This is a genomic window from Candidatus Desulfosporosinus nitrosoreducens (assembly GCF_030954495.1).
Taxonomy (GTDB): Bacteria; Bacillota; Desulfitobacteriia; order Desulfitobacteriales; family Desulfitobacteriaceae; genus Desulfosporosinus; species Desulfosporosinus nitrosoreducens.
The window spans coordinates 1-14,615 of the sequence record NZ_JAVHUW010000072.1 but is presented as its reverse complement, the minus strand read 5'-3'; the positions used below and the strand labels follow the sequence as shown (position 1 = coordinate 14,615).

Below are 14,615 nucleotides of genomic sequence, written 5' to 3'. Positions count from 1 at the left end.
AAATCTCTCTAAAATATGCTTTCAGCGGGAAAAGCTTTGGGATACGAACCTAAGAGTTTGACATTGATGTTTTCCTGTTGGAGTGCCCAGAGAACCTCCTGGATGGGAGGAGCGAAAACGTAACCATCTACATCAACAAAGAAGACATATTCCCCCAGCTTTCGCTTCGAAGGACGAGATTCAATCCGGCTGAGGTTTATGTGGCGTTTGGAAAATTCACCCAGTATTGAATAGAGAGATCCGGGCGTGTTTTTGGCAACGATGAGCAGCGAAGTTTTATCTTCTCCGTCGGACATATCGGCCAGGCGATGACCGACAAGAATAAATCTGGTAGGGTTAAGGACTACATCCTGAATGCCTTCTTTGAGGAGATGAAGGTTATAGAGGCCGGCGGCTCGCCGAGGTCCGATAGCGGCCCAGTTTTCACGAATGGAAGAGATTTTTAAGGCCGCGTCCGCTGTACTTAAGCAAGGGATTTGTTCAACGTGCGGCAGGTATTTCTCCAGAAAATCCCGACATTGTCCAATGGCCTGTTCATGCGAATAAACCCGCTCGATCTGTTCTAAGGGCATGGGTTCGTGGGTCAAAAGGCATTGATCAATCGGCTGGATAAACTCAGAGCTGATAAGAAGATGCTCGGTTTGTCCAAGCAGGTCCATGGTTACGCCAACTTGTCCTTCCGCTGAATTTTCTAAAGGGACGAATGCCCAGTCTGTTTCTTTTTCCTCACAAGCGATAAGCAAACGAGAGAGTGTGGGGAAAGGAATTAACTCCGGCGGGGAAAGATTAAATTCGGGGTGGCTAGCTAAAAAGAGATGGATTGCCTCTTCAGAAAAACTTCCTTTGGGGCCTAAATATCCCATCGTTGTCATGAACTTGTCTCCTGCCTTTATAATAAAATGATCTGTCCCGCCTTCAGCTTGGGGCGACACAGAACCTCAAGGGAATGTTTCAGAGGTATTGGAATTAAGATTTTTTTACGGTTTTAAAAATTGATTATTTCCTATGATAATACAGATATTTAATACCAGCAAGTCATGCTTTAAAACTTGACTAAAAAATCTTGCTGATTATCATAAGATACTTGCGCCGGTGCTAAGAATTTAGTAAAATTAAACTAGAAGGTTGGGGAACCTTCTAGGGGATCAGTGGACAAGGTGAAGAAGCAGGCAGTGGAACGTACGCTGCCTGCTTCACTATTCTTAAGTTCTTTTTACTGGAACATAGGGGGATGATGTCTTGGGCTTGGAAATTGAACGCAAGTTTCTGGTTAGGCAAAAGGATTTGCCTGAGCTCCGGGGAGGGGAATACATAATTCAGGGGTATTTATCCGAAAAACCAGCGGTGCGCTATCGCCTTCTCGGAGATTCTATTAAGATAACGGTTAAGGAAATACGCAGTGATGGAAGCCGCATGGAAATTGAAACGGTAAATCATCAATCAACCCCGGAGGAACGAGCGGCTTTAGAACGGTTATCCCTCGTGCCCCCGGTTGAAAAAGTGAGGTACCGCATCCCTTACGGAGGGTTAATCTGGGAAATTGATAAGTATCAAAAGAAAAATTCAGGCTTAATAACCGTAGATGTTGAAATACCGGAGATAGGGTATCCTCTGACTTTCCCCGATTGGGTTGATTCTGAACGGGAAATTACCTCGGATTCGCGATTTTTTAATCTCAGTCTGGGCAGAAACCCCTATTCCCAATGGTAGGGAATGGCAGGCTGTCAAGGTTATTGACATAAAAAATAAATTCTTGACCCATTTCTGAATACTTGCTAAACTTAGGAGCGTAAGCTGTTCGAGGTCCTACAACTGAAAAGAGAGCAGAACCTTGCAGAGCCGGAGTGTCACCAGGTAATGAGATGGAGGGGAAATGAAGAATGAAAAAATCAAGGTTCCTAAGTAGTCTGGTTGTTGTACTTACGCTGGCGGTTGCCCTTGTTGGCTGCGCTAACACGACAACGCCGAAACCAGCCGAGTCCGCGAAAAAGGAATTCAAAGTTGGCTTAGTGACGGATGTGGGAGGACTTAATGATCACAGCTTCAACTATCTGGCCAACAAGGGGCTGGAAAAGGCTGTGTCCGAGCTGGGCGTGACTAAAGGTGTCGTAGAATCCAAACAAATGACGGATTATGAAACGAATTTAACACGTTTTGCTCAAGATAAGTATAATTTGGTCATAGCTGTCGGCTTCCTGATGCAAGATGCCGTTGAAAAAGTTTCTAAAGATTATCCGGATACTAAATTTATGATTATTGACTCCTCGGTTACCGATCGGCCTAATGTGGCCTCAGCTATGTTTAAAACGGAACAATGCGGTTATCTGGTAGGTGTGCTGGCAGGGCTAATGGAAAAAGAACCCGGAATTCCCAACGCTCTCGGCAAAAACACAGTCGGATTGGTTGGAGGTATGAAGATTCCTCCTGTTGACGATTACATTGCCGGATTTATCCAAGGTGCAAAAAGCGTGAACCCTGACATACATGTTAATTTAAATTACACTAACAAGTTTGATGATCCTGCCTTGGGCAAACAAACGGCCCTTTCGCAAATCGCCGGCGGCGCCGATATCGTTTTCCCCGTAGCGGGTGGAACCGGTACGGGAGTTATCGATGCGGCCAAAGAAAAGAATATCTACGCTATTGGTGTAGATGCCGATCAAAATTACATGGCTCCGGACACCGTGATTACCAGTGCTCTTAAAGGTATGGATGTCGCTACTTATGATATTATTAAAAACGCCATGGATGGCAGCTTCAAGAGTGGAGATGTGCTCTTTGATTTAAGTAATAACGGTGTCGGTTTTGCCTCGCCGATCAAGGTCGTTCCTAAAGATGTCGTTGACAAAGTGAATGATGTTGCAACGCAAATAAAAGCTGGCAAAATAACCGTAACGAACAAGATGCCGGCCGGTTTCTAAACAAGATTCTGTTTCTTGAGAGTGTTACGACGAGTGGATTGCTTCATGAGCTTAATGAGGCAATCCCTTTCTAATAGCGCTCGGAAAGTATAACTTTGTTACAGACTTTCTGAAGCATAAGTGCAAACCAGGTTGCCGCCCGCGCCTGCGGCCTGCCGCCAGCCTGGTTTTTTATCTGGAGGGGATTATGCGTACTTGTTTGGAAGTTAGAGATATAACCAAAACATTTCCGGGGGTAGTCGCTAATGATCACGTGAATTTTACTGTCCGTGAGGGAGAGATCCATGCTATTTTAGGGGAAAACGGGGCGGGAAAATCCACGCTGATGAAAATTATTTACGGACTTTACAAACCGGATTCGGGCAGCATAAAGCTTTATGATCAAGAGCTCAACTTCACAAGCCCTCGTCAAGCCATACAAGCGGGTATTGGCATGGTTCATCAGCATTTTATGCTGATCCCTGCTTTGACGGTAGCTGAAAACGTCGTCCTGGGCGGAGAACCTGGCAAAATTCATTATCGCCGGCGCGAAAACATTGAGATGGTACGCCAACTTGCTAAACAATATCACCTGGATATTGATCCCAGTGCCAAGGTTGGGGATCTTTCGGTTGGACTTCAACAACGTGTGGAAATTCTCAAAGTCTTTTATCGCCAAGCGAAACTGCTTATTTTAGATGAGCCAACAGCTATGCTTACCCCTCAAGAAGTTGAAGAATTGATTTTAGTGATGGAACGTCTTCGCTCCCAGGGAATCCCTATCATCTTTATTAGTCATAAGCTTGATGAAGTAAAGCGGGTTTCCGATCAGGTTACCGTTATGAGAGCCGGGAAAACAGTAAACACTCTTCAAACCAAGACAAGTACTGCCCAGGAACTCGCTAATCTGATGGTAGGCCGGGAAGTTGTTCTCCACGTTTCCAAACCGCCTCAAGAGCCGGGAGAGTCTATTTTAAACGTCGAAGATGTCTCCGTTGTGGTCGGCCGGAATGAGAAAGTTAAAGGAGTTAATTTCCAAATTCAGCGCGGTGAGATTTTTGGTTTGGCGGGGATTGACGGAAATGGTCAAGCGGAATTAATCGAAGCGATCACCGGCCTGCTGCCCTGTAAACGAGGACGAATCCAGTTTCTTGGCAAGGATATTACTTCTTCAACGGTAGGTCAGCGGACTAGGGCAGGAATAGCCTACATTCCTCAAGATCGTCAGTTGGATGGGCTGGTGATGGATTTTGAGCTTACGGAGAATTTTGTACTTCGTGACTTCTATAGAGCCCCTTATGCCAGATGGGGTCAATTGCAAAAAAGATCTATCGCCGAACATTCCTCGCAATTAGCCGAGGCTTTTGACGTACGGCCGCGGGGAATTCACGCTTTGGCCAAAAATCTTTCCGGCGGAAATCAACAAAAAGTTATTTTGGCCCGTGAAGTTTCGCGCAATCCTGAATTGTTAATAGCGGCACAGCCAACGCGAGGACTGGATGTGGGGGCAATTCAGTTTATACACAATAAACTTTTAGAGTTGCGGGCGAGCGGCAAGGGCATTCTTTTGGTTTCTCTGGAATTAGATGAGATTATGTCTTTGTCAGACCGTATTGGGGTTATTCATGATGGGCGCCTAATGGCGATTTTGCCGGGCGGGCAGGCAACCCGTGAACAACTGGGCCTGCTGATGACAGGTGTGGATTTGGAAAAGGAGGGGTGAATATGCGCAAAACATTAGAAGGTCTGATTACCCCTTTGGCGGCGATACTTATTGCTGTGATCATTGGCGCGGGAGTTATGCTCATAACTGGTCATAACCCCATAACGGCTTATGGAGCCCTTTTTTCCGGTGCCTTTGGTTCTACGGTGGATTTTTCCAATACCTTAGCCAACGCCATTCCCCTTATTCTTTCCGGCTTAGGGGTTGCCGTTGCCTTTAAGTCCGGCTTGTTTAACATTGGCGCCGAGGGACAATACTGGATCGGCAGTATGGTGGCTGTCTGGATAGGGTACTCTGTCAAGGGGCTTCCCTTCATAGTGCATATCTCGCTTTCAATTCTGATGGCTATGTTGGCTGCCGGACTTTGGGCCGGAGTGATTCCCGGCCTTGCTAAGGCTTTCGTCGGCGCTCATGAGGTCATCACGACCATGATGATGAGCTATATTGCTATTTTTTTAAGCCACTATATGCTGGAAAACGGCCCCATGATGCAGCAAGGCTATACGCCTCAGTCTCCGGTGATTTTACCTTCAGCCACCATAGGGCTCATTGTTGAGCGTACCCAATTGTCCTGGGGACTCCTTATTGCCTTACTTGCCTGTGTTGTTGTCTACTGGATGCTCTACAAAACAACCTTGGGCTATCGTCTGCGGACGGTGGGCTCAAATCCCCGCGCTGCTAAATATGCCGGGATCAATGTTCCTGTATATCTTATCTTAGCCTTATTTATCAGCGGGATGCTGGCCGGTTTGGCCGGTGCCGTACAGATGCTGGGCGTACAGCACCGGCTCTATGACAGCTTCTCCTCGGGCTATGGCTTTACGGCGATTGTGGTTGCCCTTTTGGCTAACAATAATCCTTTTGGAGTTATTCTGGCCTCGATTTTCTTCGCGGCCCTGTCTTCCGGGGGACAATCCATGCAATTAGTTTCCGGAGTGCCGGCCAACTTAACCGATGTCATTTCCGGGATTATCATTTTTCTTGTTGCCACGAAAGATATTGTGCAAATGGTGCAAAAACGTTCGCGTAAGGATCAAATACTTGCGCCAGGTAAGGAGGCTTAGCTATGCTTTGGGCTGCATTAATGAGACCTGACCTCTGGGCGGCGACGTTAGCGATGGCCACGCCAATAGCTCTTCCCGCGCTGGGAGGAACCTTTTCAGAGCGCAGTGGGGTTGTCAATATTGCCATGGAAGGCATCATGCTGATAGGAGCATTTTTTGGAGTGCTGTTTGCCCATTATACCAACAGTGCCTGGATAGGGTTGGTGGGGGCTTTAATGATGGGTGCTTTGATCTCTGTGCTTTTTGCCTATGTTACCGTGAATTTGGGTGCCGACCAAGTTATCGTTGGCATGGGGATTAACATTTTTGCCGCCGGCTTAACTGCCTTTCTGTTAAACACGATTTTTGGCTACGGCGGTACTCCCCGTGATACTCCTGCCCTCCCCAATCTAACCTTGCCCGGAATAAACCGGATTCCTATTCTTGGACCTGTCTTTGGAGCGCAAAATGTGGTCGTGTATCTAATGCTGGTCTTAGTCTTAATCTCTCATTATTTTCTCTTTCATACGAATTTGGGCCTGCGGCTCAGAGCGGTAGGGGAAAATCCCCAAGCCGCGGATACGGCGGGGTTAAATGTGCGAAACTTACGCTATTTGGGAGTGATTATCGGAGGGATGCTTTCCAGTTTAGGCGGGGTCTATCTGTCTCTTGGCCTTTTGAATAGTTTTGAGGTGAATATGAGCGGCGGACGGGGGTATATTGCCCTGGCAGCCATGATTTTTGGCAAATGGACACCCTTGGGGTCTCTGGGAGCGGCTTTATTGTTTGGCTTCGCTATGGCTTTGAGCATGATCCTGCAAGGTGGAGGGATTTCCGCTAATATTATCCAGATGCTCCCCTATGCTCTGACTATTCTGGCTCTGACCGGGTTAGTCGGGCGAAGCACTGCTCCAGCGGCAGATGGCATTCCCTATAATCCAAACAAATAAATTAACTTGAGGAGGGGTTATCGTCGATGGGACGTATACAACAGAGTGGCAAATCCCTCTCCGATCTTGTCCGCTTAGAACTTTTGGATGAAATCCGACGAGGAAAGTACTCGGTTAACAGCAGACTGCCGAACGAAGAACAATTAGCGAAAGAACTTGGTGTTAGCCGTAATACCCTGCGTGAAGCCCTGCGCGTCTTAGAGTCAAATGGAGTCGTGGAAAAAAAGCAAGGGCTGGGGACATTTGTCCGCGGGGAACCCTCACCTAAAGCCAAACCAGGCTTAGAGGTTTTATTTCGGGTGACGGATGCCATTTTAGAGCTGGGTTCAACCCCGGGAACCAGTGAGGTAACGTTTGAAACGGCTTCTGCCGATGCCCGGGTTGCGGAAAAGTTGGGAGTAGAGGTAGGGACACATCTGCACCGTATGTGCAGGGTGCGCACAGCAGACGGCATCCCTGTAGTTTATTGCATGGATATGTTTTCGCCGATCATCGGTGATCTTGAAGCCGAAGGGATGAAATCCTCCGTGTTTAATTATCTGGAAGAGGCCAAGGGCATTCGAATATCCTATGCTTCTACTGATATTCGCCCTATTGTTGCCGGTAAAGAATTAGCCGATAAATTATCGGTATCTGCGGCAAGTCCTTTGCTTTTGCTTGATGAAGTTCATTTTGACAAGTCAGATCGGGCGATTTTTTATTCGCGCTTATTTTTCCGTTCCGATTATTTTGTTTTCCACCTCTTGCGCTCCCGTTAAGCCTTGGTGTAAATCTGTGGTGTGACTCTGCGCTCCCTAAAAAGGCATCCTCCTCCACTATTAATGTGAAGTGAGGATGCTTGTATTTTATCTTTTATCGAAGCGGGAGCATAAAGATACCATAAATAAGTTTCAAGCAGGCTTCTTTGCCAAACGCTAAAACCTGCTGAAAAATGGTAATTTTTTATATGCGTGTATATAATAAAGATGGATGAATTACAAGGAGGGTACGATCGTGGAACATCAACGACTTAAGTCAAGGGAAGAACTTCCTGAGGCAACAAAATGGCGCTTGGAAGATATTTTCGCCGACAATGAGCACTGGGAAAGGGAGTTCGCTCAAATAGAGACACTTTTGGGTGAGGGTAAAAAATTTGAAGGGCATCTCGGGGATTCAGCAGACGCTCTCATTGCTTGTTTAGAGTGGATGGATGATCTCGGTATGCGGATTGGGGAGGTCTATTCTTACGCTCGCATGCGCCGGGATGAGGACAACCGAAAAGCTAATTACCAGGCCTTAACAGACCGTGCCGGTGCCCTTGCGGTCAAAGTAGGCAGTGCCACTGCCTTTGTCGTTCCGGAATTATTGTCCATGCCTGAAGGAAAGCTGGCGGAGTTTCGTTCTTCTTCGCCAGCCTTGAAGCTTTATCACCAAGCCCTGGAAGATATTCTGCGCAAAAAAGAACACATTCTCAGTTCCGACGAAGAGAAACTGCTGGCAGGAGTCGGTGAGTTGGCGGAGGCTCCCAGTGCCATATTTACAATGGCTAACAATGCTGATTTGAAATTTCCGGCCATTGAAGCTGAAACGGGGCAATTAGTCGAGCTGACTAAAGGCAACTTCATACAGTTTATGGAAAGTCCTAAACAGAGTGTGCGCAAAGCCGCTTTTATGACGCTTTATGACACTTATGGAAAGCAACGCAATACCTGGGCGGCGACTCTTAATTCGAGTATTAAATCTGATGTCTTCTTTGCTCAGGCACGCAAATATCCTTCAGCTATCGAGGCTTCTTTAGATGACGATCGGGTTCCTCTGAAAGTTTACGATTCTTTAATTGATACAGTTCATGAATTCCTTCCTCAGATGTATCGTTATGTCCGCTTGCGCAAGAAGGCTCTGAATCTTCCCGAATTACATATGTACGATATATATGTCCCTATAGTTCCGGAAACAACCATGGCGATCTCTTATGACGAAGCCAAAGCAATGGTCCTCGAAGGCTTAAAACCTCTGGGGTCGGATTATCTCAAAATTCTTCAGGAGGGATTCAGCAAGCACTGGATTGATGTTTACGAAAATGAAGGTAAGACCAGCGGGGCATATTCCTGGGGGACATACCGGTCCCATCCTTACGTTCTGCTCAATCATCAAGATACGCTGGATTCCATGTTTACCCTCGCTCACGAAATGGGCCATTCTCTGCACACCTATTTTTCCAACCGGGCTCAGCCGCATCTTTATGCGGGTTATAAAATATTCGTTGCCGAAGTGGCGTCCACTTTAAATGAAGCGCTCGTAATGGAGCATCTCTTGGCCCAAACCAAAGACGCAAAATTACTTGCCTATTTAGTAAATCATTATCTGGAACAATTCAGAGGAACAATTTTCAGGCAAACAATGTTCGCCGAATTTGAGAAGAAAACTCACGCTATCGTGGAAGAAGGCGGGGCTTTAACGGCAGATCAGTTTTCGGATATTTATCGCGGCTTAAACTCCCAATATTACGGGGAGGATATTGTTTTAGATCCGGAAATAGCCTTGGAATGGGCGCGTATCCCCCATTTCTACAATTCTTTTTATGTTTATAAATATGCCACCGGTTTTTCGGCGGCCATAGCCTTTGCCCGGGCAATTCTCAAAGAAGGCCAACCGGCCGTAGATCGCTACCTGCAATTCTTGAGCGGAGGCAGTTCGGATTATCCTATTGAGTTGTTGCGCAAGGCGGGTGTTGATATGGAGACCCCTGAACCCGTCAGAGAGGCCCTGCAAGTTTTCAGCGGGCTTGTTGAGCGCTTGGAAAATCTCCTGAGCTGACTCATGGCTTAATGAGAGCTTGGAAACGGGGATTCTCCCGGACGGGAGCAAAATCTTTTTCCTCGCGGGCAACTTCCTTGACATCGGGGTCCAGAGTTATTGCCGGCTGCAAATATTCCAGGACTTTGTCGATGTTCCCAAGCCGGCCGTAGATGCTGGCAATACCGTAATAACTCCAGGTGTCGCGCTTGTCTAATTGTAAAGCTTTTTGATAAGCTGCTATGGCGTCGTCCCAGCGCCCGGCAAGTTCATAGGCTAATCCTCGGTTGAAATTCCCGTAAACATAGTCAGGATTGATCTCAAGGGCTTGCTGAATAAGAGCAAGCCCTTGATCATAGCTGCCTTGAAAGGCAAGGGTAGCCCCTTTGCCGTTAAGTGCTTCATAGCATTGGGGATCAATGGTCAAGGCTTGATTAAATAGCGCAAGTGCCTGTGGGAAGCGGCGTTGATAGTAAAGTTCAAGCCCCTGCTTATAGAGTTCGAGAGCGCGGGAATCCGAAGTATGAATCGGGAGAGGCCTTGGGACTGTATTCGTCGGAGGAGCCGTCTGGGCCTGGCCGGCAGAGGTGGCGCTTTCGGAAAGGGAGGGGGGCTTCGGAACTGAATTGCGGGCTGTTTCCGTCATTAAGAGTGTTGTCGTTAAGGGTGCGGCATTTCCTGTCAGGAAGTATAAAGCAGCTGCTATGGTGAACATTAGAAAAGCGCTTGCTATAACTGCGATCTTTAATTGACGTTTCTTAGGCATAAAGGCTCCCCTTTCCGACCACTTCCGGTAAGGCTTGGCGAAAAAATCCCTGACTATGTTTCATTATAGCATTTTGAGAAAAAATCAGCAGGAATTCCCTAGCCTTGAGGTTGATATAATCCCCAGAAAAGGACGAGCTTGACAAGGCGAGAATTTGGGGAGTAAGATAAATTCAATATATGTCAATTTATTGAACCGGATTGAATGGAGGTGGGCCTATGGTTACTGAAACAACACAAGACCACTTAGAGCAGGTTATACAAATAGCCAAGGGCTTTTATGCGCGCAAAGACCGGGCACATGATTTGGAACATGCTTTAAGAGTAAGAGAATGGTGCATCAAACTGGCTGGAGCCGAAGGTGCGGACGTTACAGTGGTTGAATTGGCCGCCTTGCTGCATGATATCGGACGTTCGGGCGCTGTTGAGAAAACTCATGCTGAAAGCAGCGCAGGACTTGCCGTCAATATTTTACGCAAAACCGGGTATTCCGAGGAAATAATTATAAAAGTAAAAGAAGCGATTATCGCTCATTCCCGTGAAGCTGGGTACGAACCGGAAACTCTCGAGGCGAAAATACTTTATGACGCTGATAAATTGGACTTTGTGGGTGCCATTGGCTTAGGCCGCTTATTCACGCTGGGCGGGGTGCAGGGCTGGCCTCTTATTGGAGAAACTTCCTGTGAATCCTTTTACCAGGATAAAATTCGAGGTTATCACGAGCATTTGTTTACGAAAACAGCTTCAACTTTTTTTGAGCCGCTGTTTAAATTTATGGAAGAATTTTGGCGCGAGTTGCATACTGAAACGATTTAAATGGTCACTTTCTGGATAAGCTAGCTATATAAGCTTATTCGGGAAGGATGACTAAAGATGCGTTGGCTTTGGCGTGTTTTATTGTTAGGTATGTTTCTGTATATAATAAAAACTCTTGCTCTGCCGGAACCGAAAACCTTTATTGCTTGGCCGGAGGGACAGAGCTGGGTTGAGAAAATTAACTTTGAGGTAAAGCATTGGCAAAGAATGTCGCAGGATCTTCCCGCTAGCTTAGAAGTTGAAGTTCGTCAATTATTTAAGGATTTTCACTCCAATGGCAATGGTGAAGAAGTCTGATTCTCAGAATTTTGGAAAGTGTTCACTAATTTAGCTGAAATTCCCTTGCGAAAGAGAAAAAGTATGGTATATTTAAGACAGCGAGATGAAAAGGAGTGAGATTTTTGGTAGAAATAACTGAACTCGCGGCCCAAAAAGTTAAAGAAGTGCTGAAAAGTCAAAACCGGGAAAATGCATTTCTTCGCCTTTACTTAGTAGGCGTTGGTTGAGGTGGGCCGAATTTCGGCATGACTCTGGATGAGTCAAAGACAGAAGACGATATTTTGGACGAGGGCTATGGTGTATCTTTAATCACTGACAAAAAACTTTCCACATACTTGGAAGGCGCAACGATTGATTTCACCGAATCTAAGCATGGCGGAGGATTTGAAATCCGGACTGTGAATCCAGGCAGTGGCTGCGGCGGAAGTTGCGGAGGAAGTTGTTAATACTAAATTTCTAAGAGAGCTCCTTTTGAGCTCTCTTTTATGTGTGCGCCAAAAGTAATTTCCCTGGATTCTTGCGGTCTGAGAAAAGACTTGAGTATACAAAGCAAATATGTTAGTCTAAGGTCCATAACCAAAATACAAACGTCTGTTAAGGGAGGAAAAACGATGACTTTGCCTCGGGAAGAGTCTAATCGGGCCATTATTACAGTGATAGGCCGCGATCAGATTGGAATAATTGCTTGGGTTTCCACACGCCTTGCTGAGTATAACGTCAACATTTTGGATATTAGTCAAACGATTCTCGATGAATTTTTTACGATGATCATGGTAGTGGACATGAAGCCGGCGGCTTTGGAACTCGTCGTATTGGCGAACACCCTTGAACAAGAGGGCCTGAAGAGGGGTTTGCAGGTAAAAGTTCAGCACGAAGATATTTTTACGTTTATGCATCGTATTTAGGCAATACCAGATAAAGAAGACTTGATTCAGGTATAGTTTTAACTCCATCTGAATCTTAGTCGCACTTAGCCAGGGACTTAGCCGCTTTTAACTCACCGCTTGCCGAAGCGGGAGTCTTAAAGCAAATTAGTCAGCGGATTAAAACTGAAAGGCGATTGTGGAGGGAAATCACGGTATGACGATTACTTTTGCGCGTGAGGAAATTCAACAAACGATCAAGATGATTCATGAGGAGAATCTTGATATACGAACTATTACCATGGGAATTAGCCTGCTGGACTGTCTGGCTGAAGATGTTAATCGTTTGGAACAGAAAATCTATGATAAGATTGTCCGGAAGGCCAGCCGTCTTGTCACCGTGGGAGAACAAATGTCTTCAAGATTTGGAATCCCAATCATTAACAAACGGGTTTCCGTCACTCCGGTGGCCATTGCGGCAGCTCATCTAACGTCAGAGGGCATGGTCCGGGTTGCCAGAGCTTTAGATCGGGCCGCCGGCGAGTTGGGAATTAATTTTATAGGCGGTTTTTCGGCTTTGGTGCAAAAGGGCTTTACGGCGGGTGATGCGGCCCTCATTGAGGCGATTCCTCAGGCTTTAAGTGAAACAAGGTTCGTCTGTTCATCGGTTAATATTGGAACGACGAAAGCCGGAATCAATATGGATGCGGTTCTGAAAATGGGGGAAGTTATTCTTAGCAGCGCCCTTAAAACTTCTGACCAGGATGGCATTGCTGCGGCTAAACTTGTGGTTTTTTGCAACGCTCCGGAAGACAATCCCTTCATGGCGGGCGCTTTTCACGGTGTCGGAGAGCCTGAATGTGTTATTAATGTTGGTGTAAGCGGACCGGGCGTCGTGGCTAAAGTTGTAAAAGAATATCCAAACGCAGATTTCGGCGAACTGTCAAATCTAATCAAACAAACAGCCTTTAAAATCACTCGGATGGGGGAATTAATCGGCAGAGCGGCTTCCAAAGCTTTGAATGTTCCCTTCGGGATTGTTGATTTATCTTTGGCCCCAACTCCGGCTATAGGTGACAGTGTGGCCGAAATCCTGGAAAATATGGGCTTGGAACGCTGTGGAACTCATGGCACGACAGCCGCCTTAGCGTTGCTGAATGACGCCGTTAAAAAGGGTGGCGCTATGGCTTCTTCTCACGTTGGAGGGCTTAGCGGCGCTTTTATCCCGGTGTCAGAGGACGCTGGGATGGTTAATGCGGTTGAAGTCGGAGCCTTGACTTTAGACAAACTTGAGGCGATGACTTGCGTGTGTTCCGTAGGCTTGGATATGATTGCTTTACCGGGGGACGTGAGCGCAGAAACTATTGCGGCGATCATTGCAGATGAGGCCGCTATCGGCATGATCAATAAAAAGACGACTGCGGTGCGAATTATCCCGGCTATTGGCAAAAAGGCGGGAGAACGCGTAGAATTTGGAGGGTTGCTGGGCGGAGCTCCGGTCATGGATGTTCACCCCTTTTCCTCCCAAATGTTTATCCGGCGTGGCGGACGAATTCCCGCTCCGATTACAAGTTTATCCAATTAAATAAAACTCGATTTAAATGTTAATTTCTTGATTTTCATGTAAAATGTTAGGTTTTGCGATCAAAAAAATTGTTATAAATGATTATACTCGATAACTCTAACGTATAAATAGCCAAAGGAATTTTTACAAAATCAGCGTAATCAGGTACAATAAGCATTGTAAATTTCATTGAAAATTTTCCTTTAGGCTATGGAGCGTTATTCTAGTGCACAATTGGCAATCGAAGGCGGGCCTAAGAATCCGCCGAGGGCATACCGATGAAGTTCCTGGTGGTGGCTTTCGACGCCCAGTCGAGGGCTGCTGCTGGGAGTTAAGGATGAGGGGGATCCGCAATGGCATGCGGGCGTTACCCTTTTCCGTGGAGGCCTAAGTGCGTGGCTGTAATGGCTACGGCTTAGGGTTGAACCTGCATTAGGAAGGAACTTAGTGCAGTGTAGCCTGCCTTGAGGTGGAAAAGTTGGGAAGGCTAAAAAAGGTCTGGATTGTGTTGGCCGATGCTTTTCAGACTGCCGGAAATGCTTTTCTGCAAAAGAGGCTAGATTGTCTAGGAGTGTTAAGGAAACTTCTAGAACGTTAACTAATAGGGATTGAAGTGGGGACTAAGTGGTGATCAAGTTCTGGTGGCGGCGACGTCCCAGGCTGGGGGAAAGGAGAAATCGCCCGACGGGAAACCGAGGGAGCTCAGTGGGAAAACCTACTTGACCTAAGCCTCAATATTGACTTATTAGCTCCTAATGTCTAATGGAAAGCACGCCTCTCAAATTTGAGAGGCGTTTGTTTTGTGTGCCCGGCATGGGCGTTATCTCTAGGGTGAAAGTCCCGAATAGTGAAGGTAGCAGTAGCTATAGTTTAAGGTAAGGGTGTTCACCGTGAGGTGAAATCCGAAAGAAACCGGCGGCAAATCTCTGGCCCGAGG

Annotated in this window: 14 protein-coding genes; 12 read left to right on the top strand and 2 right to left on the bottom strand. The window is 46.6% G+C overall.

The window, feature by feature from the left end:
• Positions 1–8: 8 nt before the first annotated feature.
• On the bottom strand, positions 9–872 hold the full coding sequence (gene pheA / locus REC12_RS20435) for a prephenate dehydratase (protein WP_308897641.1): 864 nt from the start codon (positions 870–872) through the stop codon (positions 9–11).
• A 367-nt stretch (positions 873–1,239) separates the two neighbouring features.
• Here pheA and REC12_RS20430 point away from each other — a divergent pair, with 367 nt between their 5' ends.
• The 7 genes from REC12_RS20430 (at position 1,240) to pepF (ending at position 9,412) form a co-directional block, all read left to right on the top strand.
• A complete protein-coding gene (locus REC12_RS20430) occupies positions 1,240–1,710 on the top strand; it encodes a CYTH domain-containing protein (RefSeq protein WP_308897640.1) in 471 nt (156 codons plus the stop codon).
• A 170-nt stretch (positions 1,711–1,880) separates the two neighbouring features.
• Positions 1,881–2,921, top strand: coding sequence for a BMP family lipoprotein (locus REC12_RS20425; RefSeq protein WP_308897639.1), 1,041 nt, complete (start codon positions 1,881–1,883; stop codon positions 2,919–2,921).
• Positions 2,922–3,108: 187 nt separating this feature from the next.
• Positions 3,109–4,623: an ABC transporter ATP-binding protein gene (locus REC12_RS20420; protein ID WP_308897638.1), complete on the top strand. Its 1,515-nt coding sequence runs from the start codon at positions 3,109–3,111 to the stop codon at positions 4,621–4,623.
• A gap of 2 nt (positions 4,624–4,625) precedes the next feature.
• Positions 4,626–5,687, top strand: coding sequence for an ABC transporter permease (locus REC12_RS20415; RefSeq protein ID WP_308897637.1), 1,062 nt, complete (start codon positions 4,626–4,628; stop codon positions 5,685–5,687).
• A gap of 2 nt (positions 5,688–5,689) precedes the next feature.
• Positions 5,690–6,616, top strand: coding sequence for an ABC transporter permease (locus REC12_RS20410; protein ID WP_308897636.1), 927 nt, complete (start codon positions 5,690–5,692; stop codon positions 6,614–6,616).
• Positions 6,617–6,642: 26 nt separating this feature from the next.
• Positions 6,643–7,374: a GntR family transcriptional regulator gene (locus tag REC12_RS20405; RefSeq protein WP_308897635.1), complete on the top strand. Its 732-nt coding sequence runs from the start codon at positions 6,643–6,645 to the stop codon at positions 7,372–7,374.
• Between the two features lie 235 nt (positions 7,375–7,609).
• Positions 7,610–9,412 (top strand): oligoendopeptidase F, encoded by a 1,803-nt coding sequence (pepF, locus tag REC12_RS20400; RefSeq protein WP_308897634.1) that lies wholly within the window; start codon positions 7,610–7,612, stop codon positions 9,410–9,412.
• A gap of 1 nt (position 9,413) precedes the next feature.
• On the opposite strand, the gene REC12_RS20395 is transcribed toward pepF, so the two are convergent.
• Positions 9,414–10,157: a tetratricopeptide repeat protein gene (locus tag REC12_RS20395; protein WP_308897633.1), complete on the bottom strand. Its 744-nt coding sequence runs from the start codon at positions 10,155–10,157 to the stop codon at positions 9,414–9,416.
• Positions 10,158–10,375: 218 nt separating this feature from the next.
• Between REC12_RS20395 and REC12_RS20390 the strand changes: the two genes are divergently transcribed.
• From REC12_RS20390 to REC12_RS20370, 5 genes are all read left to right on the top strand, one after another.
• Positions 10,376–10,972 carry an HD domain-containing protein gene (locus REC12_RS20390; RefSeq protein WP_308897632.1) on the top strand — a complete coding sequence of 199 codons (597 nt, stop codon included), beginning with the start codon at positions 10,376–10,378 and terminating at the stop codon, positions 10,970–10,972.
• Between the two features lie 57 nt (positions 10,973–11,029).
• Positions 11,030–11,269, top strand: a complete 240-nt coding sequence (locus REC12_RS20385) for a hypothetical protein (RefSeq protein ID WP_308897631.1) — start codon at positions 11,030–11,032, stop codon at positions 11,267–11,269.
• Between the two features lie 104 nt (positions 11,270–11,373).
• Positions 11,374–11,697 carry a HesB/IscA family protein gene (locus REC12_RS20380; RefSeq protein WP_308897630.1) on the top strand — a complete coding sequence of 108 codons (324 nt, stop codon included), beginning with the start codon at positions 11,374–11,376 and terminating at the stop codon, positions 11,695–11,697.
• Between the two features lie 165 nt (positions 11,698–11,862).
• Positions 11,863–12,156: an ACT domain-containing protein gene (locus tag REC12_RS20375; RefSeq protein WP_308897629.1), complete on the top strand. Its 294-nt coding sequence runs from the start codon at positions 11,863–11,865 to the stop codon at positions 12,154–12,156.
• Between the two features lie 175 nt (positions 12,157–12,331).
• Complete coding sequence (locus REC12_RS20370; protein WP_308897628.1) at positions 12,332–13,699, top strand: PFL family protein; 1,368 nt, start codon at positions 12,332–12,334, stop codon at positions 13,697–13,699.
• The last annotated feature ends 916 nt before the right edge of the window (positions 13,700–14,615 follow it).